The sequence below is a fragment of the Luteimonas terrae genome, from assembly GCF_031457535.1.
GTDB lineage: Bacteria > Pseudomonadota > Gammaproteobacteria > Xanthomonadales > Xanthomonadaceae > Luteimonas > Luteimonas terrae_A.
In genome coordinates, this window is record NZ_JAVDWO010000006.1 from 209,327 (window position 1) to 234,956 (window position 25,630).

General features: G+C 67.4%; 19 protein-coding genes. 17 read left to right on the top strand and 2 right to left on the bottom strand.

Translation table 11 applies throughout. The features are described from left to right. Positions 1 to 102: 102 nt before the first annotated feature. A complete protein-coding gene (locus tag J2W68_RS09100) occupies positions 103 to 2,160 on the top strand; it encodes a putative bifunctional diguanylate cyclase/phosphodiesterase (RefSeq protein ID WP_310234834.1) in 2,058 nt (685 codons plus the stop codon). A gap of 404 nt (positions 2,161 to 2,564) precedes the next feature. Here the strand turns inward: J2W68_RS09100 and J2W68_RS09105 are convergent, their stop codons facing one another. Further along, positions 2,565 to 5,525 (bottom strand): bifunctional diguanylate cyclase/phosphodiesterase, encoded by a 2,961-nt coding sequence (locus J2W68_RS09105; protein ID WP_310234837.1) that lies wholly within the window; start codon positions 5,523 to 5,525, stop codon positions 2,565 to 2,567. A 227-nt stretch (positions 5,526 to 5,752) separates the two neighbouring features. On the opposite strand from J2W68_RS09105, the gene J2W68_RS09110 reads away from it, so the two are divergent. The 16 genes from J2W68_RS09110 (at position 5,753) to J2W68_RS09185 (ending at position 24,494) form a co-directional block, all read left to right on the top strand. Next, on the top strand, positions 5,753 to 6,034 hold the full coding sequence (locus J2W68_RS09110; protein WP_310234840.1) for a hypothetical protein: 282 nt from the start codon (positions 5,753 to 5,755) through the stop codon (positions 6,032 to 6,034). Between the two features lie 335 nt (positions 6,035 to 6,369). Next, entirely contained in the window at positions 6,370 to 7,098 is a 729-nt protein-coding gene (pyrH, locus tag J2W68_RS09115) for a UMP kinase (protein ID WP_310234843.1), read from the top strand. Between the two features lie 103 nt (positions 7,099 to 7,201). Next, positions 7,202 to 7,759 carry a ribosome recycling factor gene (gene frr / locus J2W68_RS09120; RefSeq protein ID WP_310234845.1) on the top strand — a complete coding sequence of 186 codons (558 nt, stop codon included), beginning with the start codon at positions 7,202 to 7,204 and terminating at the stop codon, positions 7,757 to 7,759. Positions 7,760 to 7,778: 19 nt separating this feature from the next. Then, positions 7,779 to 8,549, top strand: coding sequence for a polyprenyl diphosphate synthase (gene uppS / locus J2W68_RS09125; RefSeq protein WP_310234848.1), 771 nt, complete (start codon positions 7,779 to 7,781; stop codon positions 8,547 to 8,549). Next, entirely contained in the window at positions 8,546 to 9,385 is an 840-nt protein-coding gene (locus tag J2W68_RS09130; RefSeq protein ID WP_310234850.1) for a phosphatidate cytidylyltransferase, read from the top strand. The genes uppS and J2W68_RS09130 overlap by 4 nt, the downstream gene beginning before the upstream one ends. 43 nt (positions 9,386 to 9,428) lie before the next feature. Further along, positions 9,429 to 10,607 (top strand): 1-deoxy-D-xylulose-5-phosphate reductoisomerase, encoded by a 1,179-nt coding sequence (dxr, locus tag J2W68_RS09135; protein WP_310234853.1) that lies wholly within the window; start codon positions 9,429 to 9,431, stop codon positions 10,605 to 10,607. 9 nt (positions 10,608 to 10,616) lie between these two features. After that, positions 10,617 to 11,981, top strand: coding sequence for an RIP metalloprotease RseP (gene rseP, locus J2W68_RS09140; protein WP_310234856.1), 1,365 nt, complete (start codon positions 10,617 to 10,619; stop codon positions 11,979 to 11,981). Between the two features lie 66 nt (positions 11,982 to 12,047). Beyond that, the gene (gene bamA, locus J2W68_RS09145) at positions 12,048 to 14,606 is read left to right on the top strand and encodes an outer membrane protein assembly factor BamA (RefSeq protein ID WP_310234859.1); all 2,559 of its coding nucleotides are present in this window, start codon (positions 12,048 to 12,050) and stop codon (positions 14,604 to 14,606) included. 13 nt (positions 14,607 to 14,619) lie between these two features. Then, positions 14,620 to 15,651 carry a UDP-3-O-(3-hydroxymyristoyl)glucosamine N-acyltransferase gene (gene lpxD, locus J2W68_RS09150; RefSeq protein WP_310234861.1) on the top strand — a complete coding sequence of 344 codons (1,032 nt, stop codon included), beginning with the start codon at positions 14,620 to 14,622 and terminating at the stop codon, positions 15,649 to 15,651. Further along, positions 15,648 to 16,103, top strand: coding sequence for a 3-hydroxyacyl-ACP dehydratase FabZ (gene fabZ / locus J2W68_RS09155; protein ID WP_310234863.1), 456 nt, complete (start codon positions 15,648 to 15,650; stop codon positions 16,101 to 16,103). The genes lpxD and fabZ overlap by 4 nt, the downstream gene beginning before the upstream one ends. Position 16,104: 1 nt before the next feature. Further along, positions 16,105 to 16,890: an acyl-ACP--UDP-N-acetylglucosamine O-acyltransferase gene (lpxA, locus tag J2W68_RS09160; RefSeq protein ID WP_310234866.1), complete on the top strand. Its 786-nt coding sequence runs from the start codon at positions 16,105 to 16,107 to the stop codon at positions 16,888 to 16,890. Positions 16,891 to 16,933: 43 nt separating this feature from the next. Beyond that, a complete protein-coding gene (gene lpxB, locus J2W68_RS09165; RefSeq protein ID WP_430539698.1) occupies positions 16,934 to 18,193 on the top strand; it encodes a lipid-A-disaccharide synthase in 1,260 nt (419 codons plus the stop codon). After that, on the top strand, positions 18,190 to 18,831 hold the full coding sequence (gene rnhB, locus J2W68_RS09170; protein ID WP_310234873.1) for a ribonuclease HII: 642 nt from the start codon (positions 18,190 to 18,192) through the stop codon (positions 18,829 to 18,831). Before lpxB ends, rnhB begins: the two co-directional genes overlap by 4 nt. A 228-nt stretch (positions 18,832 to 19,059) precedes the next feature. Beyond that, positions 19,060 to 22,590 (top strand): DNA polymerase III subunit alpha, encoded by a 3,531-nt coding sequence (gene dnaE, locus J2W68_RS09175; protein WP_310234876.1) that lies wholly within the window; start codon positions 19,060 to 19,062, stop codon positions 22,588 to 22,590. A 191-nt stretch (positions 22,591 to 22,781) separates the two neighbouring features. Further along, complete coding sequence (locus J2W68_RS09180) at positions 22,782 to 23,741, top strand: acetyl-CoA carboxylase carboxyltransferase subunit alpha (RefSeq protein ID WP_310152792.1); 960 nt, start codon at positions 22,782 to 22,784, stop codon at positions 23,739 to 23,741. Between the two features lie 12 nt (positions 23,742 to 23,753). Then, the gene (locus J2W68_RS09185) at positions 23,754 to 24,494 is read left to right on the top strand and encodes a tetratricopeptide repeat protein (RefSeq protein WP_310234879.1); all 741 of its coding nucleotides are present in this window, start codon (positions 23,754 to 23,756) and stop codon (positions 24,492 to 24,494) included. 4 nt (positions 24,495 to 24,498) lie between these two features. Here the strand turns inward: J2W68_RS09185 and J2W68_RS09190 are convergent, their stop codons facing one another. Then, positions 24,499 to 25,560: an NADH:flavin oxidoreductase/NADH oxidase gene (locus J2W68_RS09190; protein ID WP_310234881.1), complete on the bottom strand. Its 1,062-nt coding sequence runs from the start codon at positions 25,558 to 25,560 to the stop codon at positions 24,499 to 24,501. Between the last annotated feature and the right edge of the window lie 70 nt (positions 25,561 to 25,630).

Below are 25,630 nucleotides of genomic sequence, written 5' to 3' on the forward strand. Positions count from 1 at the left end.
TCGTTCATGGAAAGGCCGCCACGTACCGAACACCGACCTGGCTGAAGCTTGGCACGGCGGTTGCTATCGAGGTGCAGCCCCCCGCCCTTCCCCGGTCCAGTCATGCTCGTCGGTACCTACAACCCACTGCTCGTGGTCATCTCCTATGTCGTCGCGGCGTTCGCGTCCTATGTCGCCCTCGACATGGCCGGCCGCATCGCCGCGAGCGACGGCTGGGCATCGCGCAGCTGGCTGATCGGCGGCGCAGTCGCGATGGGCTTCGGCATCTGGTCGATGCACTTCCTGGGCATGCTCGCGTTCGAGTTGCCGATCCCGCAGGGATACGATCTGGCGGTGACGCTGTACTCGCTGCTGATCGCGATCTGCAGTTCCGCCTATGCGCTCCACGTGATCTCCGCACGCCACCTGCCCATGCGCACGCTCGGCGTCGCCGCGCTCATCCTGGGCGCGGGCATCGCTGCGATGCACTACGTCGGCATGGGCGCCATGCGCATGCAGCCCGGCATCGATTACCACCCGGGCTGGTTCGCGCTGTCGGTCCTGATCGCCATCGTCGCGGCCGGCGCAGCGCTGTGGATCGCGTTCTCGCTGCGCCGGGAAGGTGCGGGCGTGACGCGTGCACGCGGCCTGGCGGCACTGGTGATGGGCGTGGCGGTGGTCGGTATGCACTACACGGGTATGGCTGCGGCGCGCTTTCCAGAAGGCAGCATTTGCGGGGCCGCGATTGCCGGCGGCATCTCGCCGCAATGGCTTGCAAGCCTGGTCGGTGCGACGACGTTCGCGATCCTGGGCATGGCGCTGACGACTTCGATCCTGGACCGGCGCATGCAGGAGCGCACTGCGCTGCTCAGTCATTCGCTGAAAAAAGCCAACCAGGAGCTCACCTATCTCGCGCTGCACGACAATCTGACCAAGCTGCCCAACCGCCTCCTGCTCGAGGACCGCCTCGAACACGCGATCCGTCGCGCGGTGCGCAACGGCCACCGGTTCGCGCTGCTTTTCGTCGATCTCGACGGATTCAAGGCGGTCAACGATGCCTATGGCCATCCGGTCGGCGACCGTCTGCTGCTGCAGGTCGCGCGGCATCTCGCCGCCGAGATCCGCGCGGAGGACACACTCGCGCGGCTGGGCGGAGACGAGTTCGTCGTGCTCGCCGACATCCGGGACCCCGGCGATGCCGCGTCGCTCGCCGACAAGCTGCTGCAGACGGTGGCGATGCCGGTGCAGATCGAGGGCGGCGACCTCCACGTGACCGGCAGCATCGGTATCGCGATCTTCGGCGCCGACGGCGCCAGCGCGCGCGAACTGATGGCGAACGCAGACGCCGCGATGTACTCGGCCAAGGACCAGGGTCGCAACGCCTACTGTTTTTTCGAGCCATCGATGAATCGCGGTGCCCACGCCGAGCTCGCCCTGATCCAGGATCTGCGCCGGGCGCTGGCGCTGAACCAGTTCACGCTCAACTACCAGCCCAAACTGCGCGCGCCCGACGGCCCGCTGATCGGCGTCGAAGCGTTGCTGCGCTGGCACCATCCCGAGCGCGGACTGGTGATGCCGGACACGTTCATCCCCCTGGCCGAGAAGACCGGACTGATCCTCGAGATCGGCCGCTGGGTCATCAACGAGGGCTGCCGTCAGTTGATGGAATGGCGGGCGGCGGGTCGCACCGTGCCGACTGTCTCGGTGAACCTGTCGGCCACCCAGTTCCGCTCGCCGGGCCTGCTCGGCAAGATCAAGGAGGCACTCGCACGCCACGGCATGCCGCCGTCGTCGCTGGTGCTGGAAATCACCGAATCGACCGCGATGCACGACCCCGAAGCGAGTCTGGTAATCCTGCAGCGCTTGTCGGCGCTCGGCGTGCAGATCTCGATCGACGATTTCGGCACCGGCTATTCCAGCCTGCTGTACCTCAAGCGGTTGCCGGCCAGCGAACTCAAGATCGATCGCGCGTTCGTCAAGGATCTGGTCGCCGGCAGCGAGGACGCCGCGATCGTCTCGGCAATCATCGCGCTCGGCCGCACGCTGAACCTGTCGGTGATCGCCGAGGGTGTGGAAACCGAAGCGCAGCAGCGCCTGCTGACCGAACTGGGATGCACATCGCTGCAGGGCTTCCATTTCGGAATGCCGGGCGACGCGGCGGCGATCGGCTTGCGTCTCTGACGTCGGAGGCGAGCAACCGCGCCCGCCCCCTGCGCACAGGCTGCTCCGTTGCCTGCGTGCGGCCCTGCGTGCCCGCGACCGGTGGATTTGCCGCCCGTAGCAGCGGGGTGCATGGCCGTATCCACCAGCACGCCCTCGCGCTTGCCGACAATGCCGTCTACGGTGACTGTCGACGCGCGCGAGGGATGCGCAGACCAGGCTGGCAGCGAGGGCAGGACCGCCACGGCGAAATCCGACGGATGCGCCGCGTCCAGAGGCCGCAGTTGCAGATCCGCGCGCTCACCCCGTGCGAGCGATCCGGCGTCGTCCTCCGCCCGCGGTACACCCGACCCGCGCTATCCGCTCGCGTGCAGGCACGCCGCGCGCGCGGTGAGGCCCGCGCCCAGGCCACCTCCGATCACCGGTCAGCCGATGACGCGGGTGTCTGTCGCCATTGCATCGAGCAAGGCGTCCATCGGCATCGGTCGCCCGAGGTGGTAACCCTGCGCCTGATCGCAGCCATGCGCACGCAACCAGTCGAGCTGCCGCGCATCCTCGACACCCTCGGCGATGACCGTCAGGCCCAGGCCATGCCCCAGCGCGATCATCGCGCGACAGATCGCGGCGCTGCGCGGGTCGCGGGTGACGTCGTCCACGAACGCCCGGTCGATCTTCAGATGATCGAGCGGCAGCTCGCGCAGATAGGCCATGCTGGAGAAGCCGGTTCCGAAGTCGTCGATCGACAGACACAGGCCCTCGCTGCGCAAGGTGCCCATCAACGCGCGCACGTCGTCGGGGTGGCGCAGCAGCACGCTTTCGGTCAATTCCAGATGCAGTGCGCGCGGCGGCAGCGCATGACGCTCGAACAGGTGCCGGATCGACTCCGGACACATGCCCGACTCGAACTGCACGGCCGAGACATTGACCGCGATCGCCACATCCCCGTGACCGGCCGCCTTCAGGCGCGCATGCATGCGCGCGGCTTCCTCCAGCACCCAGCCGCCGATCGGCACGATCAGGCCGGACTCCTCGCACAGCGGAATGAACTGGGCGGGCGGCGTATAGCTGCCATCGGCGTGACGCCAGCGCAGCAGTGCCTCGATCGCGGCGACGCTGCCGTCGCACAGGCGGTGGATGGGCTGGAAATGCAGTTCGAACTCGCCGCGCTCGTGCGCCTGCCGCAATTGCCGCACCATCGCCAGCCGGGCCGACGCCTGCTCGGCCATCGCGGCGCTGTAGCGGACGAGCTGCAGGTGCTCGCGACGCGCATGCAGCGCGGCCAGCGCGGCGTGGCCGATGACCTTTTCCGCGCCGCCCTCCTCGCAGGGCCCGCTGGCGAGCCCGATCCACGCTTCCAGGATGAAGGTGCCGCCCTCGGCCTCGACCGGCAGGCCAATCGCATCCAGCAACGCCGCGACCATCGCATCCAGCTCACGGGGGTCAAGCGCTGCGACGACGAAAGTCTCGGAAGGCATGTAGCCGCAGGTGCCAAAGCGCTGGGCGACCTGATTGAAGCGCCCCGCGGCCGCGCACAGGATGTTCTCGCCGGCGCGGCGGCCCAGCGTGGGTGCGATCAGTTCGAGATCGCGCAATTGCACGCAGGCGATCGCGAACCCCGCGCCGCCATCGGCAGCGCAATGCGAATCGAGCCGGTCCGCGAGTGCGGCGAGCGTCAGCATGCCGGTGGTCGGGTCATGGTCTGCGCGCCAGGCGAGGTCTCGCTCGTAGCTCATGCGCGCGCTGATGTCCTCGGCCAGCACAAGCCGCGCAGGCCGACCATCGAGCTCGATGGTGCGCGCGTGCACGCGCACCTCGATATGCCGCGCATCGCGTGTCCTCAGCGTCCACGGGCGCGCCTGCGCGTCATCTCCGCCTCCGGGCACCAGTGCCTCCCGGCCGGCGGCCTGATCCTCGGGCGCGAGCAGTTCGGTGGCCGTCATGTGCAGCAGGTCTTCGCGGCTGTAGCCGTAGGTCTCCACCGCAGCCTCATTGACTGCCAGAAAACCCAGGTCTTCGAGGTCGTACACCCAGGCGGGCAAGGGATTGCGTTCGAAGATGTGCCGGAACTGCAGTTCGGCGCGTGCAATGCGCTGCTGCGCGTCGCGTTGCTCGGTCACGTCGAGCGCGGTGCCGGTCATCACCGGCTCTTCGCCGTCGCCGACGATTGCGCCGCGCACCTTGAGCCAGCGCACTTGACCGCCGGGCAACGACACGCGGTATTCCTGCTCGAAGGGCTGGCCATCGGTCTGCGAGACTTCCAGCTCGGCCGCGACCCGTGCCCGGTCGGCGTCATGGATGCGGTCGATGAATGTCTGGGCAGGGATCAGGTCTCCGCCACCTTCGAGCCCGTACAGCGCAGCCATCTCCTTGGTCGCACGGACACGGCCGGTACGCGGAAACAGGCGCCAGACGCCGGTGCCCGAAGCGAGCTGCGCCTGCTGGAGCCACTCAGCCTGCGCTTCGAGCTCCGCCATCAGCGCCTCGCGCGCGCCCTCGTCCCTGCGCGCGCGGCGCACAACCGCAGCGAGCACCAGCCAGTACATCAGCGCCAGCACCAATGCACAGAACGCGTAGATCCGCCATTGCGCCAGCGCTTCATGCAGCCCGATTCCAGCACTGACGACGAAGGGAAACGCGCTGGTATTGCTGAAGGTCACCATACGTTCGACGCCGTCGAGCGGGCTGATCAACTGCTGGCTGAAACGGCCTCCGACGTGCAGTGCATCCTTGGGGAGTTCGACCTGCCTGCCGATATGCGGGCCGGCTTGACCGAAGCGCGCCACGACGGTGCCGTCCTGCGTGAAGATCGTCGCGCTGCCGTCCCGCCCGGTGTCGAGCGCACTGACCATGCTGTCGAGCTCGCCGGTACGGAACATCGCCACCACCCACCCGCCCTCACGCAGCGGCACCGCAAGCGGTAGCAGCCAGCCCCGATCTGTCGGCAGCAGCGGCCCGGCGGACAGCGGTGCATCGGTCGGTTCCAGGGTCTGGAGCCATGCGGTGAGACGCCCGTCGACGCCCGCATCGGGAACGCTGTCCGCATCGAAGCGCAGGATGTCGTCGAGTTCATCATGACGGTCGACCACACCCTGGATCCAGGCATCGAGCCCCGACGTCCCCTGCGCAAGCGCCTCCGCGTCCACAGCCTGTGCGGCGAGGACGCCCACCATCGCCCGCTGGATGTTGCGCAGTTCGTAATGCAGCAGGCGATCCACGCCCGATGCCAACGCCATGCTCTGCCGCGAGGCTCCGTCCAGTCGCGCCTGCCGGTCCAGCAGCACCAGCGCGCACAGCCCTACGGTGATGGCAATCCCGAGCCAGATGCCCATGTTGCGCATCGCGCGCACGGATCGAAGTCGCCGCACGCGCTTGGCTGTGGCGTCCATCCCGGATCTGTCGGTCTTCCGCAACGCTGTGACTCGTGCACTTCCAGAAGCCTCAGCATGCCGTGGCAGGGGCCGAACGCGTCATTGAGAAAATTCTGAAAGGACGTTTCGAACTTGTTTTTGCAGCCAGCGCTGACGCGCTGTGCGGGCATGTGCCTGCCATGTTCACAGCATCTGGGCAGAGGCTGCGCCAGGTTTGAATGCCCGCATCATGAGACTCCGCAGCCATGACCTCCAAGACAACCAAGTCCGCCACCGCTCCCGATCAGGCCCAGCAAGCCGACCATGTCGCAGTCAACGATCGGAAGGCGTCCCGCGGCGACGACTACGCCGATGACAACAACCGCTCTGCAGAGGGCAACGATGCCGCGTTGATCTCCGGACCAAGCTTCGAGCGCCGCGTTCATGCCGACGGCACGGTCGAGGAAGTGCCACGGGAAGTGGACGGCGATGACGCCGATTCTGATGCGGCGCAGACTTCCGGTTCGAACACGCCAGGTCGCTCGTAAGACCCGCAAGCGGCGCGCACGCAAGACGCCAATCGCGCCGGGCCTACGGGAGGCAGTGCTTCCGCTTCGACGCGGCCCGCTGCGCGACGACGTATGCCGGTACTACGTCTGTCATGCCCGTCGATTCACACGGGCACCGCCCGCACACCGCCCCGCCCGGAACGCAATGCGGCTGCGGCGTCCGGCGATCGGCGCGCCCAGGTTAAGGAACGCCCCGATCCGGCAACGTCATTGCCCCGCCCCCGGCATACAGAACGGAAACCTGACATCAGGTTCGCGCACGGCCCGCGGCGATCCCCTAGAATCCGCACCGTCCTCGCCCCCGGAGTCACCGCATGTCGTCTGCCCCTCTCGCCTACCGCCGCGTCCTGCTCAAGTTGTCCGGCGAGGCCCTGATGGGCGACGAGGATTACGGGATCGATCCCAAGGTCATTGGGCGGCTGGCCGATGAGGTGATCGAAGCGCAGAAGGCCGGCGCCGAGGTGGGTCTGGTCATCGGCGGCGGCAACATCTTCCGCGGCGCAGGCCTGGCTGCGGCCGGCATGGACCGGGTGACCGGCGACCAGATGGGCATGCTCGCGACCGTGATCAATGCGCTCGCCATGCAGGACGCACTGGAGAAGCGCGGCGCGCGCGCGCGCGTCATGAGCGCGATCAAGATCAACGATGTCTGCGAGGACTACATCCGCCGCCGCGCGATCCGTCATCTGGAAAAGGGCCGCATCGCGATCTTCGCCGCCGGTGTCGGCAGCCCGTTCTTCACCACCGACTCGGGCGCCGCGCTGCGCGGCATCGAGATCGGCGCGGACCTGTTGCTGAAGGCGACCAAGGTCGATGGTGTCTATGACGCCGACCCGAAGAAGGTGCCGGATGCGAAGCGCTACGACCGCCTGACCTACGATGAAGTCCTGCGCCAGGGGCTCGAGGTCATGGACACTGCGGCATTCGCGCTCGCGCGCGACTCGGATCTGCCGCTGCGCATCTTCGACATGAGCCAGGCCGGCGTACTGCTGCGCATCCTGCGCGGTGAGCCGATCGGCACGCTGGTGCAGGGCCGCGGCTGAGCCCCTCCTGCGCGGCCCTGCGCCGCGCTGCGGCATCACCCGGCCCCGTCGTCGGCCCCGGACGCTTATAATCGTCCGATTCGCACACGGACCGGGGCTGCCCATGCTCAACGACATCAAGAAAGACACCCAGACCCGCATGGCCAAGAGCGTCGAGGCGCTCAAGCACACGCTGGTCAAGGTACGGACCGGGCGCGCGTCCACCGCCCTGGTCGACAACATCAAGGTCAACTACCACGGTTCGGACATGCCGCTGAACCAGGTCGCCAGCGTGGTGGTGTCCGATGCCCGCTCGCTGATGATCACGCCGTGGGAAAAGCAGATCGTCGGCGCGATCGAGAAGGCGATTCTCGGCTCCGACCTCGGTCTGACTCCGAATACCGCTGGCACCACGATCCGGCTCAACCTGCCTGCGCTGACCGAAGAGCGTCGCCGCGACCTGTCCAAGGTCGTGCACAGCGAGGGCGAGGACAGCAAGGTCGCCATCCGCAACATCCGCCGCGATGCCAACCAGCAGATCAAGGAACTTCTCAAGGAGAAGCTGATCTCCGAGGACGACGAGCGCCGCAGCGAGGACGAGATCCAGAAGATCACCGACGCGGCGATCAAGGACGTCGACGAGGTGGTCAAGACCAAGGAACAGGAACTGATGTCGGTCTGACGGCCTGGCCGCGGTCCGCATGAACGCTCCGATTCCGACCGGGACCGTCCCGCGCCATATCGCCGTCATCATGGATGGCAACGGGCGCTGGGCGGCGCGCCGCAAGCGCCCACGTGCGATCGGCCATCGCGCCGGCGCACGCACGGTCAATCTCTGCATCGATTTCTGCCTCGAACGCGGCGTCGGCGTACTCACCCTGTTCGCGTTTTCCAGCGAGAACTGGGGCCGCCCCGACGAAGAAGTTGGTGCGCTGATGAAGCTCTTTCTCGGCGCCCTCGACCGTGAGGTTGGAGAGTTGCATCGCCGCGGCGTGCGATTGCGCTTCATCGGTGAGCGCGGGCGTTTCAGCGACGCCATCCGGGGTCGCATGGCGGCGGCCGAAAGGCTGACCGCCGGCAATACGCGCCTGACGCTGGCGGTTGCGGCAAGTTACGGCGGGCGCCAGGACATCGCGCAGGCCGCTCGTTCGCTGGCCGAGGATGTCGCGGCCGGTCGGCTGCGCCCCGATCAGATCGATGAGGCCGCGCTCGGTGCTCGCGTGGCGCTGGCCGATCTGCCGGCACCGGATCTCTTCATCCGGACCGGCGGCGACCTGCGCATCAGCAATTTCCTGTTGTGGCAGCTTGCCTACACCGAGCTGTGGTTCACCGAGACCTTGTGGCCCGAACTCGGGGTCGCGGAACTCGAGCAGGCGCTACAGGTCTACGCTTCGCGCGAGCGACGCTTCGGGCTGACGGGCGAGCAGATCGCCTTCGCACAGGACGCACCGCCCGGGGAGGGCCACCCATGACATCGACCCGCATCCTCGCGGCCCTGCTGATGGCGCCCGTTGCCATCGCCGCCGTGCTGCTGCTCAACACACCCTGGATGGCCGCCGTCTCGGCGATCATTTTCCTCACCGCATTGTGGGAATGGCTGCGGCTGAGCGACATCGACGACACGCTGGCACGCACCGCGCTGCTGGCGCTGAACCTGTTGCTGATGGTGGCGATCGTTTGGGCCTCGGCGACCGGCGGCGGTTCGCTGGTGCTGCTGAAGATCCTCGCGATGATCGGCGTCGGCTGGTGGCTGCTGGCGACGCTGTGGCTGCGTCATTACGATTTCGCCTCCGATCACGACACCAAGGCCCGTGTGTTCAAGCTCGCCGCTGGCACGCTGGCGGTGATCCCGGCCTGGGCCGCGCTGTGCGTGATCCACGCCGGCGAAAACGGCGGTCACGGCAACCGCTGGCTGCTACTGGCCCTGGCGATCGTCTGGGCCACCGATACCGGCGCGTATTTCGCGGGTCGCAAGTTCGGCAAGCGCAAGCTCGCGCCGCGCATCAGCCCCAACAAGACCGTTGAAGGCCTGGCGGGTGGCGTCGTCGCCGGCGTGATCGTCGCGGTGGCCTTCGCACCGCTGGCAGGCGCGACCGTCGCGCAACTGCCCCTGGTCGCGCTGGTCGCGGTGCTGACCGTGCTGGCTTCGGTCGTCGGTGATCTGTTCGAAAGCCTGCTCAAGCGGCATGTCGGCGCCAAGGATTCGGGCACCCTGATTCCCGGTCACGGCGGCGTGCTCGACCGCCTTGACAGCGTGCTGGCCGCGCTGCCGGTGTTCGCGTTCGGCCAGATCTGGCTCGGCTTCTGACGATGCAGTCCGTATTCGTGTGCCGCGGCCGGACGTGCCGCGCATGATCCGCAAGGTCGCGGTTTTCGGTGCCACCGGCTCGATCGGCACCTCGGCGCTGGATGTCATCGACCGGCATCCCGATCGCCTGCGCGCGAGCGTGCTGGCGGCAGGCCGGAACGTCGATGCCCTGGTCGCGCTGTGCGTGGCGCATCGGCCGGATCATGCTGTGATTGCCGATCCGACGCTGCTCGACGCACTGGCGGCTGCATTGCGCGACGCCAAACTCGACACCACGCCCCACGCCGGCATGCCCGCACTCGATGCGCTCGCCAGCGATGCGGGCGCCTGCGACACCGTCGTCGCCGCGATCGTCGGCGCGGCCGGGCTCGACTCCACGCTCGCCGCGCTGCGCGCCGGCAAGCGCGTGCTGCTGGCCAACAAGGAATCGCTGGTGCTGGCCGGCGCGCTGATGATGCAGGCCGCACGCGATGCGGGCGCCACCATCGTGCCGATCGACAGCGAGCACAACGCGATCCATCAATGCCTGCCAGCCGACGGTGACTGCAGCGGCGTTGCGCGCATCATCCTGACCGCATCCGGTGGCCCGTTCCGCGGTCGCGACCGCGCATCGCTCGCCAACGTGACGCCGGCGCAGGCGGTCGCGCATCCAAAGTGGTCGATGGGACCGAAGATCTCGGTCGACTCCGCCACGCTGATGAACAAGGGACTGGAACTGATCGAGGCGCACCATCTATTCGCGATGCCGGTCGAGCGCCTCGACGTGCTGGTGCACCCACAGAGCCTGGTGCACTCCTTCGTCGAGTTCATCGACGGTTCCACCCTGGCGCAGCTCGGATTGCCCGACATGCGCACCGCGCTCGCCGTCGGGCTTGGATATCCGGATCGCATCGCCTCCGGCGTAGCAGGCCTGGATCTGCTCCGCCACGGCCGCCTCGATTTCGAGGCGCCGGATACCGACGCATTTCCCTGCCTCGCGCTGGCACGCGGCGCATTGGCGGCGGGCGGCACCGCGCCTGCGCTGCTGAACGCGGCGAACGAGGTGGCGGTTTCAGCCTTTCTTCAGGGGCAACTGCGTTTTCTAGCCATTCCCACGCTGGTCGAGCACGTGCTCGACACGCTTCCCGCCGCCGACGCGGCGTCGCTGGCCGTGCTGTGCGATGCCGACGCGCGCGCGCGCAGTGCCGCCACGCAGGCGATCGACTCCGGTGCCATCCATTGAGCAAGCGTGATGTCTGAATTTTTCGGCTCGGTGTGGTGGCTGATCGTGAGCCTCGGCGTGCTGGTGACCTTCCACGAGTTCGGCCACTACTGGGTCGCGCGCCGGTGCGGCGTGCGCGTGCTGCGGTTCTCGGTCGGGTTCGGTCGCGCGCTGTGGTCGCGCCGCGGCAAGGACGGCACGGTCTACCAGATCGCGATGATCCCGCTGGGCGGCTACGTCAAGATGCTCGACGAGCGCGAGAGCCCAGTGCCGGAAGCCGACGCGCACGAGGCATTCAATCGCGCGTCGGTGTGGAAGCGGATCGCCATCGTCGCCGCTGGCCCGATCGCCAACCTGATCCTGTGCGTCGCCCTGCTGTGGGCGATGTTTGTGATCGGACGCCCCGATTACGCGCCCGTCGTCGGCCAGGCCAGCGGCATCGCCGAAACCTCGGGGCTGCGCGCGGGCGACCATATCGATGCGGTCGGTGATCGCGAGACGCCGACGTGGATGGAGGTGCAGCTGGCACTGCTGCCCGCTGCACTCGACCGGGAGGACGTCACGCTGCGCGTGACCGACGAACGCGACCGCGCAGTCGTTCGCGAACTGCGGCTGTCCGAGTTGCCCGAAGGCTTCGACCAGCGGCGCATCACGCCCGCGATCGGCCTGTGGCCGCGGCATCTGCTGCTGCCCGCGGTCGTGGGCAGCGTCGAACCGGGTTCCGCGGCATGGGGCGTGCTGGCCGAAGGCGACCGGCTGACCGCCATCGACGGCAGCCAGGTGCGCGTGTTCGAAGACATCGGGCCGCTGGTGCAGACGCTCGGCGACCGCGGCGGCCAGGCGATGGTCGAGGTGGAACGCGACGGCGAACGCCTGGCGCTGGAAATGACGCCCAAGCGCATGGAACTGCCCGACGGAAGGGGCGAATACTGGGCCTTCGGCATCGCGCCGCCCCGCAACCAACCGTTGCCGCCGAAAGACGCGATGCAGCAATACGGCGTGTTGGCGTCGATACCGGCGGCGTTCCATGAAGTCGGCCACCTGACCGGTCAACTGGTCGGCATGATCGGCCGCGCCTTCAGCGGCCGGGTGGCCATCGAGAACACCGTCGCGGGCCCGATCACGATCGCCCGCGCCGCCAATACCTATGCCGGTCAGGGGCCTGCGTGGTACCTGACGATCCTCGCCCTGCTGTCGCTGAGCCTGGCGATCCTGAACCTCCTCCCCATCCCGCTGCTGGATGGGGGACACCTGTTGTATTACCTTATCGAGTTGGTCAAAGGCAGCCCGGTCAGCGAGCGCGCGATGGTGGCCGGGCAATATGTCGGCTTGGCCCTGCTGGCCAGCCTGATGGGCCTGGCGTTCTACAACGACATCCTCCAACTCGTGCGCTGACACCTGCCCGACCCGGATTCCGCCGCGCACACCGCGCCGGAACCACTCCCCTACCCGGATTCAAAGATGACGCGAATGCCTGACCGCCGACTGCTTGCCCTCGCCCTCGCCACGGTGATCGCCGCGCCGGCATGGGCCCAGACGGCCGCGAACGCACCTGTCGCCGCGCCGGCGCCCGCTGCCCTGCCCCCCCTGGCCCCCGCGAGCGCCAGCAGCTTCACCGTCAGCGACATCCGCGTCGATGGACTGCAGCGCATCGGTGCGGGCACGGTATTCACCTACCTCCCGGTCGAACGTGGCGACACGGTCAACTCGACCCGCATCAGCGATGCGGTACGCGCGCTGTACCGCACCGGCTTCTTCGAGGACATCCAGGTCGCGCGCCAGGGCGACATCCTTGTGTTCACGGTCACCGAGCGGCCGGCGATCAACCGCCTGACGCTGACCGGCAACAAGGACATCAAGACCGAAGACCTGACCAAGGGCCTGACCGAGATCGGCCTGTCCGAAGGCGAGACCTTCGACCGCCTCGACCTCGACCGGGTGACCCAGGAGCTGGTGCGCCAGTACAACAACCGCGGCAAGTACAACGTCAAGATCACCCCGACCGTCTCGCGCCTCGACCGCAACCGCGTCGACATCGCGATCAACGTCGAAGAAGGCAAGGCGGCCAAGATCCGGCACATCAATATCGTCGGCAACGAGATCTACGACCTCGATACGCTGACCGACAACTGGGAATCGGGCGAGTCCAACTGGCTCAGCTGGTACCGCCGCGACGACCAGTATTCGCGCGAGAAGCTCGAGGGCGACCGCGAGAAGCTGCACAACTTCTACCTCGACCGCGGCTACATCGATTTCAGCGAGGACAGCGTCCAGGTGTCGATCAGCCCCGACAAGGCCGACATGTTCATCACCGCCGGCATCACCGAAGGCGAGATCTACAAGGTGTCGGATGTGCAGATCACCGGCAGCACGGTGCTGCCGAAGGAAGAGATCGAAAGCCGCGTCTTCGTACAGAAGGACCAGGTGTTCTCGCGCGCGCTGCTGGAGCTGAGCTCCGATGCGATCGTCGCCACGCTCGGCAACATCGGCTATGCGTTCGCGCAGGTGAATCCGATTCCGGAGGTCGACCGCGAGAACCGCACCGTTGCGATCAATCTGCAGGTCGTGCCGGGGCCGCGCGTGCAGGTGCGCCGCGTCCAGTTCAAGGGCAACAGCCGTACCTCGGACGAAGTGATGCGCCGCGAAATGCGCCAGTTCGAGGGCAGCTGGTATTCGCAGGCCGCGGTAGACCGCTCCAAGGTCCGCCTGCAGCGCCTGGGTTACTTCGAGTCCGGCAGCGTCAATGTCGAAAGCCAGCCCGTGCCCGGCAGCAACGATGAAGTCGATGTGGTGTTCAGCGTCACCGAGACCACCTCGGGCAGCTTCGTGTTCGGTCTCGGCTATTCGCAGCTCGCCGGTGTCACCACGTCCGTGCAGCTGTCGCAGAACAACTTCCTTGGCAGCGGCAACCGGGTATCGGTGGAAGCGCAGCGCAACGTGTACCTGCAGCGCTATTCGTTCTCCTTCATGAATCCGTACTTCACCGACGGCGGCATGTCGCTGGGGTACAACCTGTGGTGGCGCGAATTCGACAACTCCGAGTTCAACACTGCGCAGTATTCGTCCACCAGCGCCGCGGCGCAGACGGTGCTCGGTATCCCGCTGACCGAGAACGACTCGATCTCGCTGCTGCTCGGTATCGACCGCAACCAGATCTTCACTTTCCGTGGCAGCTCGCCGGAATCGATCGTCGACTATGTCGACGCGTTCGGCTCGCGCACCTTCCACGCCTGGCGCAGCGAGCTGGCATGGGCGCGCGACACCCGCAACGACTACCTGCAGCCGACGCGCGGCATGATGCAGCGCGTGTCGCTCGAGACCACCCTGCCTGGGTCAAGCGCTGAGTACTACAAGCTCAACTACGAGATCTCGAAGTACTGGCCGATCAATCGCCACCTGGTGCTCAACACGCGCGCCGAGCTCGGCTACGGCGACAGCTACGGCAGCGACATCGTACGCAACGTGTGCTTCACCGGGCCGACTTTTGTAGACAGCAATGGTGACGGCACCGTCGATACCCAGGTGCCGGGGGCTCCTCCGAGCGACCCCTGCGACCTCACGTCGAACGACTACATTCGCACGATCACTGCCAGCGGCCTGCCGTTCTATGAGAACTTCTATGCGGGCGGCCCGCGTTCCGTGCGCGGTTTCCGCGACAACACGCTGGGCCCGCGTGAAGCGGCGTTCAACAGCTCGTTCCTGCAGCCCATCGGCGGCGCGGTCAAGACGATCGGCTCGGCGGAAATGTTCTTCCCGTCGCTGATCAAGTCCCCGGCCGCGCGCATCTCGGCGTTCGTCGACTTCGGCAACGTCTACAAGGATGTCGACAGCTGGGATGCGAAAGAACTGCGAGCCTCTGCAGGCGTCGCCCTGATGTGGCGCGCGCCTGTTGGCCCAATCTCGATCAGCTATTCCTATCCGCTGCGTCAGCAGAAGGAAGTGCGCGGCGGATCGGGTGAGCTGATCAAGCAGGGCGACGAAGTCGAGCGTCTGCAGTTCACCTTCGGCGGTGCGTTCTGATCCAGCGCGACCGATGACCGACACGCAGCAGCCCCGCCATACCGCCGAAGCGCTCGCGCAGCGCTTCGGCCTGGTCGTCCACGGTGCCTCGGACACTCCGGTGTCCGGAGTTGCGACGCTCGCCGGCGCCACGCGCGACCAGCTCGCGTTCCTGTCCAACCCGCGTTATCGCCCCCAGCTCGCCGACACCCGGGCCGGCATCGTGGTGCTGCGCGAGGCGGATGCGGACGGCTACGCCGGCACTGCGCTGATCGCGAAAGATCCCTACGTTGCCTACGCGAAGATCGCCGCGCTGTTCGAACCGGCCAGCGATGCGCCCGTCGGCGTGCATGCGTCGGCAGTCGTCGATCCGGGTGCGCAGGTCCATGCCTCGGCATCGATCGGCCCGCACGTCAGCATCGGCGCGCGCAGCGTGATCGGTGCGGGCGCGACCATCGGCGCGGGCTGCGTGATCGGCGAGGACTGCGTGGTCGGCGACGGCAGTCATCTGATCGCCCGCGTGACCCTGGTCAAGCGCGTTCGCCTCGGCGCTCGCGTCACCATCCATCCCGGCGCAGTGCTGGGATCCGAAGGCTTCGGCCTGGCGATGGATGCCGGGCGCTGGATCAACGTGCCGCAACTGGGCGGCGTGGTGGTCGGCGACGATTGCGACATCGGCGCCAACACGACCATTGACCGCGGCGCGCTCGAAGACACCACGCTGGCCGAAGGCGTGCGTCTCGACAATTTGATCCAGATCGGACACAACGTGCGCATCGGTGCGCATACCGCGATCGCGGGCTGCGTCGGCATCGCCGGCAGCACGAAGATCGGCAGTTACTGCCTGCTGGCAGGCAAGGTCGGGGTCGCCGGCCATCTCGAAATCTGTGACAAGGTCGTCGTCCACGCGATGACGATGGTGTCCGCATCCATCACCGAGCCCGGCGAGTATTCCGCCGGCATTCCCGCCCAGCCCACACGCGAGTGGCGGAAGAATGCCGTCCGGATCCGTCAGCTCGATTCGCTCGCGCGCCGCGTCACGGCGCTCGGGAAGGGGGAACCATGACAGACCCGATCACGTTGCCGATCTATATCGACGGCGTCCACAAGCTACTGCCGCACCGCTATCCTTTTCTCCTCGTCGACCGCGTCGTCGAGTTCGAGCACGGCAAGCGCGTGCTCTGCTACAAGAACGTCTCGGCGAACGAAGAATTCTTCCAGGGCCATTTTCCCGGGCAGCCGGTGATGCCGGGCGTGCTCGTCGTCGAGGCGATGGCGCAAGCCGGGGGCATCCTCACGCATCTGACCAAGGGCAAGGACTGCGAAGGCAACCTGTCGTACTTGGTCAAGGTCGATGCGGCGAAGTTCTCGCGCATGGTGGTGCCGGGCGATCGTCTCGAACTCGAGGTCACGATCAAGCGCGAGATCCGCAACATGACCATGTACAGCGGCATCGCGCGCGTGGATGGCGAACAGGCGGCCTGCGCGGAGATCCTCTGCGCCGAGGTTCCGCGCTGACATGGGCGCTGCGCAGGTCCATCCCAGCGCGGTCGTCGATCCTGGCGCGAGGCTGGGCGAGGACGTGTGCATCGGTGCGTTCACACTGATCGGACCGGACGTCGAGATCGGCGCGGGCACCACGGTCGGCCCGCATTGCAGCATCCATGGCCCGACACGCATCGGCCGTGAGAATCACATCCATGGCCACGCTGCAATCGGCGGCGAGCCGCAGGACAAGAAGTTCGCCGGGGAACGCGCGGAGCTGGTGATCGGCGATCGCAACACGATCCGCGAATTCGTCACGATCAACCGCGGTACCGGCGAGGGCGGCGGCATCACCCGCGTCGGCGACGACAACTGGCTCCTCGCCTACACGCATGTCGCGCACGACTGCGTTGTCGGCGACCGCTGCGTGTTTTCCAACAACGCCACGCTGGCCGGCCACGTCACCGTCGGCGACCATGTGATCCTCAGCGGTTTTGTCGGCATCCACCAGTTCTGCCGGATCGGCGCGCACGCGTTCATCGGCATGGGCGCGTTCGTCAACGGCGATGTGCCGCCGTTCGTGATGGTGGCGCAGGACGGCTATGGCCGGCCGCGCGGCATCAATGCCGAAGGTCTGAAGCGTCGCGGCTTCGATTCCGCGCGCACGTCGGCGATCAAGCGCGCCTACCGCGCCTTGTATGTCTCGGGTGATTCGCTGGCCGATGCGCGCGTGCGGCTGGAAGAGATGGCGCAGGGCAGCGAAGACGTGCGTGCGTTTCTCGATTTCATTGATGCAGGCGATCGTCCGCTGTTGCGTTGAGGCCGGGATCGGGAATTCGGGATTGGGGATTCGAAGAGGCACAATGCCGCTATCCGAACCCGTGCGTTGTCTTGCTGTGTCGAACCCCGAATCCCAAATCAGAAATCCCCTAGTCAGCGCCCCGCTCCGCGTGGCGCTCGTCGCCGGCGAAGCGTCCGGCGATCTGCTCGGCGCCGGACTGATCGAACAGCTGCGCGCGCGCTATCCGGATGCGATCTTCACAGGCGTAGGCGGCGATGCGATGCGCGCGGCGGGCATGGAGACGTGGCACGACGCCTCCGAACTCGCGGTCATGGGCCTGTCGGAGGTTCTGCGGCATCTGCCGCGCCTGCTGACGCTGCGCAGGACGCTGCGCGCGCGCCTGCTCGCCTGGCGCCCGGACGTGTTCATCGGCATCGACGCGCCGGACTTCAATCTCGGTCTGGAGCGCACGCTCAAGGATCGCGGCATCCACACCGTGCATTACGTCAGCCCGTCGATCTGGGCCTGGCGACAGGGGCGCGCGGCGAAGATCGGGCGCAGCGCGGATCTCGTACTCTGCCTGTTCCCGATGGAGCCGCCGATCTATGCGACGCATGGTGTCGACGCGCGCTTTGTCGGCCATCCGCTGGCGGAGATGCTGGCGCTTGAACCCGACCGCGCAGCGGCGCGCGATGCGCTTGGACTGCCGCATGACGCACCCGTGCTCGCGGTCCTGCCGGGCTCGCGCCTCGGTGAGATCGGACGGCTCGGCGAGGTTTTCCTCGACGCTGCCACTCGGGTGGCCAGCGCCCAGCCCGGCCTGCGTATCGTCGTGCCGGCCGCGAACGCAGGTTGCCGCGTCGCGATCGACGCACTGCTCGCACAGCCACGTTTTTCCATGCTCGATGTGCACGTGCTCGACGGCCAGGCGCGCGCCGCGATGGTCGCCAGCGATGTCGTGCTGCTCGCCTCCGGCACCGCGACGCTGGAAGCCTTGCTGGCCAAACGCCCGATGGTCGTCGGCTATCGCATCGCGCCGAGTACCGCCTTCCTCGTGCGTCTCTTCAAGTTGATGCAGGTCGACCGCTTCTCGCTGCCCAACGTGCTGGCCGGACGCACGATCGCGCCGGAGTTCATGCAGGAAGACTGCACGCCCGAGAATCTCTCCGCTGCGGTGCTGCACTGGTTCCGCGGTCCAGCTGCTGCCGATGCCTTGCAGCCGGTCTATCGCGATCTGCATCTGCAACTGCGCCAGGGGGCGTCGGCAACTGCGGCCGACGCCGTCGCGCGGTTGGCGCTGCCGGTTCTGCCGGCGCCTGCCGCACCGGACCAGACACCATGACCCGTCGCCTGCGTATCGCCGGTGTCGACGAGGCCGGGCGTGGCCCGCTCGCCGGACCGGTCGTGGTCGCGGCGGTGATCCTGCATCCCAAGCGCCCGATCGACGGCCTCGACGACTCCAAGAAGTTGACCGAGAAGCGCCGCGAAGCGCTGTATCCGCAGATTGTCGAGCGTGCGCTCGCATGGCGGGTCGAGTTCGTCGATGTCGACGAGATCGATCGCATCAACATTTTTCAAGCGACGATGGTCGGCATGGCGCGTGCCGTCCAGGCGCTGGCGCCCGCGGCCGAGCGCGTGCTGATCGACGGCAATCGCCTGCCGCGCGGCCTGCCCTGCCCGGCGCGCGCGATCATCGGCGGCGATGCGCTCGAGCAATCGATCATGGCGGCGTCCATCCTCGCCAAGGTGGCCCGTGACCGCGCAATGGTCGAACTGCATGCGCAGTTCCCCGATTACGGCTTCGACCGGCACAAGGGCTACAGCGCGCCGACCCACCTCGCCGCGCTGCTCGCGCACGGGCCTTGCGTGCATCATCGTCGCAGCTTCGCGCCAGTGGCGCGCTTGCTGCCCCAGGCCATGTCGGATGCCATCGTCGAACCCGCGACCGCGGATCTGTTCGCCGAGCCGTTGCCGGCCTGATATCCGGACGTGGGATGGGCGAGCGCAGCGAACCCGTCACGCAGCACCTGCAGGCGCGCCATCCGACGGGTCACGCGGCGCTCTGCCAGCCCGAAAGTGGCGCTGGATGAACCGTTTCCGGTCGGCCACCACGCACCCGCCGCGCCAGAGCGCGACCCGCCCCCTGTCAAGCCTTGTCCGGCCTACGCCCCGGCCCTAACCTGACCCTCCGGTTGCCACGCCCCCGCAATGTCAGCGCGCTTCGCCCATCTCCACGTCCACAGCGAGTACTCGCTCTCCGATTCGACGATCCGGATCAAGGAGCTGGTCAAACGCTGCGCCGCGCTCGACCAGCCGTCGGTGGCGCTGACCGATCGCAACAATCTGTTTGCGCTGGTGAAGTTCTACAAGGCGGCGGAAGGCGCGGGCATCAAGCCGGTGATGGGCGCCGACATCTCGCTGGCCGAAGGCGACGAACCGGCGTCGACGCTGACCCTGCTGTGCCGCGACCACGATGGGTATCTGTCGCTCTCGCGACTGTTGACGCGCGCCTGGCTGGAAGGCCACCGCACCGATGGTGTTGTCGTGCGTCCGGAGTGGTTGCGCGAGGCCAACACCGGCCTGTTCGCGATCGCCGGCCGTCACGGCCCCGCAGCAAAACTGCTGGCCGGCGGACGCGACGATCTCGCGCGGCAGTGGTACACGCAATGGCGCGAAGTGTTCGACGATCGCCTGTTCCTGCAGCTCACCCGCTGCGGCTTCGACGACGAGACCGTGCACAACGCGCTCGCGCTGCAGGTGTCCTCCGATCTGTCGCTGCCGGTGATCGCCGGCAACGACGTGCGTTTCCTCGATGCCGAAGGCTTCGACGCGCACGAAGCCCGCGTATGCATCTCCACCGGCCGGGTTCTCGACGATCCGCGTCGCCCGAAGCTCTACACACGCGAGCAGTACCTGAAGTCGGCCGACGAGATGGCCGCGCTGTTTTCCGATGTGCCCGACGCGATCGACAACACGCTCGCGCTCTCGCAGCGCTGCAATCTCGAGCTGCGCTTGGGCACTTACTACCTGCCGGCCTATCCGGTGCCGGACGAGCACACGCTCGACACCTGGATCCGCGCGCAGTCGCACGAGGGTCTGGTCGAGCGTCTGGCCAAGTATCCGATCGCGCCAGGGCATACGCGCGAAAGCTATATCGAGCGTCTCAACATCGAGCTCGACGTCATCTGCAAGATGGGCTTCCCGGGCTACTTCCTGATCGTCTCGGACTTCATCAAATGGGCCAAGGAGCACGACATTCCGGTCGGCCCGGGACGTGGTTCCGGCGCCGGCTCGCTGGTCGCCTGGGCGCTGAAGATCACCGACATCGATCCGCTGCCCTACGACCTGCTGTTCGAGCGCTTTCTCAACCCCGAACGCGTGTCGATGCCCGACTTCGACATCGACTTCTGCATGGACCGTCGCGACGAGGTCATCGACTACGTCGCCGCGAAGTACGGCCGCGACCGCGTCAGCCAGATCATCACCTACGGCACCATGGCAGCGAAGGCCGTGGTGCGCGATACCGGCCGCGTGCTCGGCTATCCCTACGGCATGGTCGACGGCATTTCCAAGCTGGTGCCGCCGACGCTGGGCATCGGTCTGGAGGACGCGCTGGGGCGCACCGACAAGTCGCGCAGCGACGATGCTTGGCGGTCCGACGAACTGATCGCGCGCTACAACGACGAGGACGACGTCCACGATCTGCTCGATCTCGCCCTGCAGCTCGAGGATCTGACCCGCAACGCCGGCAAGCACGCCGGCGGCGTGGTCATCGCGCCCTCGCCGCTCAGCGATTTCTGCCCGCTGTACGCGGAACACGACGAAGGCAACCTTGGCCGCAACCCGGTCACCCAGTTCGACAAGGACGATGTCGAGACGATCGGCCTGGTGAAGTTCGACTTCCTCGGCCTGCGCACGCTCACGATCATCGACTGGGCGGTGAAGGCGATCAACGCGCGCCGCGCCGCGGCCGGCGAAGATCCGCTGGATATCGCCGCGCTGCCGCTCGACGACGTCGAGAGCTACAAGCTGTTCGCGCGCGGCGACACGGTCGCGGTGTTCCAGTTCGAATCGCGCGGCATGCGCGAGCTGCTCAAGCGCGCCCAGCCCGACACCTTCGAGGACATCATCGCGCTCGCCGCGCTGTTCCGGCCCGGCCCGCTGGGTTCGGGGATGGACAAGGAATGGGTCGACCGCAAGCACGGCCGCACGGACGTGAGCTATCCGCATCCGTCGCTGGAGCCGGTGCTCTCGCCGACCTACGGCGTCATCGTCTACCAGGAACAGGTGATGCAGATCGCCCAGGTCCTGGCCGGCTATTCGCTGGGCGGCGCCGACCTGCTGCGGCGCGCGATGGGCAAGAAGAAGGCCGAGGAGATGGCCAAGGAGCGCGCCAAGTTCGAGGCGGGCTCGGCCGAGAACGGCGTGGACCCGCGGGTTGCGACGCAGATCTTCGACCTGATGGAGAAGTTCGCCGAGTACGGCTTCAACAAGTCGCATTCGGCCGCCTATGCGCTGGTGGCCTACCAGACCGCCTGGCTGAAGGTGCACTACCCAGCCGAGTTCATGGCCGCGGTGCTGTCGTCGGACATGGACAACACCGACAAGGTCACCGGCTTCCTGACCGAAGCGCGGACGATGGGCCTGGACGTGCTGCCGCCCGACGTCAATGCCTCGGCCTATATGTTCGAGGCGATCGATCCGCAGACCATCCGCTACGGCCTGGGCGCGGTGAAGGGCGTGGGCCGCGGCGCCTGCGAGAACATCGTCGAGGCACGCGTGCATGCGGGCGTGTTCCCCGACCTGCTGGATTTCTGCCGTCGCGTGGACTCCTCGCGGCTCAACAAGCGCACGCTCGAAGCGCTGATCAACGCGGGCGCGATGGACGCGCTGGGCAAGAACCGGGCATCGCTGATGCTGCAGTTGCCCGAGGCGCTGAAGGCGACCGACCAACTCACCCGCAACCGCAACGCCGGCATCGTCGACATGTTCGGCAGCAGCGTCGGCGACAGCGATGCGCTGCACATCGATCTGCCCGAATGTGAGGAATGGCCGCTCAAGCAGAAGCTCGACGGCGAACGCGACACGCTCGGCCATTACCTCAGCGGCCATCCGCTCGATCCGTATCGCGATGAACTGCAGGCGCTGGTCGGCACCGATCTGGGCCAGCTCGACAGCCTGTGGGCAGCGCGCGACCAGAAAGGCGGCGGCAACAGCTGGCGCCCGGAAACGCAGGTGATCATCGCGGGCCAGGTGGGCGCGATGCGCAAGCGCGGCGACTCGCAGGCCTTCGTGCTGCTGGAAGATGGCCGTGGCCGGCTCGAGTGCGGCTTCTTCGCCGATGCCAGCAGCGAGTACGCGCATCTGCTCACGCGCGACCGCATCCTGATCGTCGAGGGCGGGCTGCGCGAGGACGAGTTCAGCGGCGGCTTCGCGCTGCGGGTGAAGCGTTGCTGGGATTTCCACACGGTCTGCCCGGAACATGCCCGCCGGCTGTCGCTGCGCCTGGACCTGCGGGTGCCCGGCACGCTGGCGCGCGTGGAGCAGGTGCTGGCCCAGCATCGTCCCGGCAAGACGCCGTTGCGCCTGGACCTGCTGCTGGAGGCCGGCAGCGCCGGCACGCTGGACGTCAACGGCGCGCATTCGGTGCGCGTGGATGCCGAACTGCCGGGCACCCTGCGCGCCCAGGCCGGCGTGCGCATCGCCCGGCTGGACATCGCCAAGCCCTGGGCGAGCTGACTGCGCGCCGGCGCGACATCCGGCGCCCCAACATCCGTCAACATGCGGCGATCTGCGATCCAGACGCCCTCGTACGGCCCCATCGGGCGCTGTCCGCTAGACTGTCGCCCTTTCCGGCTCCGGTCGGGCCCACGTGGCGCATCGCGCCCGGGTCCGCACCGCGGTCGCTTCCCAATGGACGGCTTTCCCGAATGAATCCGAATTACCTCGACTTCGAACAGCCCATCGCCGATCTCGAAGCGAAGATCCAGGAACTGCGCCAGGCCAGCGACGGCCCTGCGGTCAACATCGATGCCGAGCTCGCCACGCTGCGCGACAAGCTGCGCAAGCGCACCGCGCACATCTTCCGCGACCTCACGCCGTGGCAGGTGTCGCAGCTCGCGCGCCATCCGCAGCGCCCGTACACGAATGACTACATCCGCAGCTTCTGCGATGAGTTCGAGGAACTGGCCGGCGATCGCGCCTACGCCGACGACGCCGCGATCGTCGGCGGCCTCGGCCGTATCGATGGCCGCAGCGTGGTGATCATCGGCCACCAGAAGGGCCGCGACACCAAGACCAAGGTGCGTCGCAACTTCGGCATGCCGCGCCCCGAGGGCTACCGCAAGGCGCTGCGCCTGATGAAGATGGCCGAGCGCTTCAAGCTGCCGCTGCTGACGTTCATCGACACGCCGGGCGCCTACCCGGGCATCGGCGCGGAAGAGCGCGGCCAGTCCGAGGCCATCGCCCGCAACCTGCTGGAAATGGCCGAACTCAAGACTCCGATCATCTGCACCGTGATCGGCGAAGGCGGCTCCGGCGGCGCGCTGGCGATCGGTGTCGGCGACCGCACCGTGATGCTGGAATACAGCACCTACTCGGTGATTTCGCCGGAAGGTTGCGCGTCGATCCTGTGGAAGGATGCCGGCAAGGCGCGCGACGCCGCCGAGCAGCTGGCCCTGACCGCTAAGCGGCTCAAGGCGCTGGGCCTGGTCGACAAGGTCGTGCGCGAGCCGATCGGCGGCGCGCACCGCAATCCGCGCCAGACCGCGACCCGCCTCAAGGCCGTGCTGATGAACGAGCTCGACCAGCTCGAGCAGTTGCCGGTCGAAGCACTGCTGCAGCGCCGCTACGAGCGTCTGCGCAGCTACGGTGCCTACGAGGCAGCGTAAGGGAGCGACACGATGGGTCCAATCCTCCTGTTCTCGATCCTGTTGCAGATCGGCTGCGGCGTGCATGCGGTCCGCACCGGCAGGCCGTTGTACTGGGTCTTCATCCTGCTGATAGGCTCCTACATCGGCGTGCTGGTGTATCTGCTGGCCGAAGTACTGCCCGGACTGCGCAACAACCGCGGCGCGAACCGTGCGTTGGGACGCGTGCGCGACCGGATCGATCCGACGCGTCACACGCGTGCGGCCAGCCGCGACCTCGAGATCGCCGACACCCTCGAGAACCGCCGCAGGCTTGCCGAACGCAAATTCGCGAGCGGTGATTACGCCGGCGCGGAAGCCTTGTACCGCGACGCCCTGCGTGGTCTGTATGCGACCGACCCGACACTGATGCTCGGCCTGGCGCAGGCGCAGTTCCATCGCGGCGAACCGTCCGCCGCACGCGAGACGCTCGACGCGCTGATCGCCGCGAATCCGGACTTCCGCTCGCACGACGGTCATCTGCTCTACGCCCGCGCTGTCGAAGCGGGTCACGACTTCGACGCGGCCGTCGAAGAATACGAAGCGCTGATCCACGACTACCCCGGAGAAGAAGCTCGAGTGCGCTATGCCGGCCTGCTGCAGCGTCACGGACAGGCCGACAAGGCGCGAGCGCTATATGCCGACACCCTGCGCCGCGTCGATCTGGCGCCTGCGTACTACCGCCGAGAACAGCGGGAATGGGTCGATATCGCCAAGCGCGAATCGCGCGCCTGAGCCCTCACCACGCGCGCAGGTACTGGTCCGGCGTCTCGATCTCAGCGCCCAGCTCGCGCGCCGCGCGCCGCGGAAAATAGGGATCGCGCAACAGTTCGCGCGCCAGCAGCACGAGGTCGGCATCGCCGTCGGCGACAATGCGCTCGGCCTGCGCCGGCGTCGTGATCAACCCCACCGCACCTGTGGCCATACACACCTCCTCACGGATGCGTCGCGCGAACGGCACCTGGTAGTCCGGCACCGCATCGATCGACTGCAGTGGCGACAGGCCACCGCTCGAGGTGTCGATGAGATCCACCCCGCGCGCCTTGAGCAGCCGCGCCAGTTCGATGCTCTGTTCGATCTCCCAGCCGCCTTCGACCCAGTCGCTCGCCGAGATGCGCACCCACAGCGGCAGGCGTTCGGGCCAGACGCCGCGCACCGCATCGACCACGTCGAGCACCACGCGCACGCGATTGTCGAAGCTGCCACCCCAGGCGTCGTCGCGCGTGTTCGACAGCGGCGACAGGAACTGGTGCAGCAGATAGCCGTGCGCGGCATGCAGCTCGGCGACCTCGAAGCCTGCCTCCAGCGCGCGCACCGCGCTCGCGCGGAAATCGTCGACGACCTGCGCGATGCCGGCCGCATCGAGCGCCTGCGGCGCCGGGTAGTCCGCGTTGTAGGCCAGCGCCGAAGGCGCCACGACCTGCCAGCCGCCATCGGCCAACGGCACCGCGCTGCGCCCCAGCCATGGTGCGAACGTGCTGGCCTTGCGCCCGGCGTGCGCCAGCTGGATCGCGGGCACAGCGCCCTGCGCGCGGATGAAGCGCGCGATCGGCGCCCACGCCTCCAGTTGCGCGTCGTTCCAGATGCCGGCGTCCTGGGGCGAGATCCGGCCTTCGGGCGACACCGCGCAGGCCTCGGTCATCACAAGTCCCGCGCCGCCGACCGCGCGACTGCCCAGGTGCACCAGATGCCAGTCATCCGGCACACCATCGACGGACGCGTACTGGCACATCGGCGAGACCGCGATGCGATTGCGCAGTGTCAGATCGCGCTGGCGGAACGGGGTGAACAGAACGGACATGCGTGGGGTTCCTGCGAATTCGATCCGCGACTGTAGGCCGATCGCATGCGTGCGACGACCGCATGGCCGG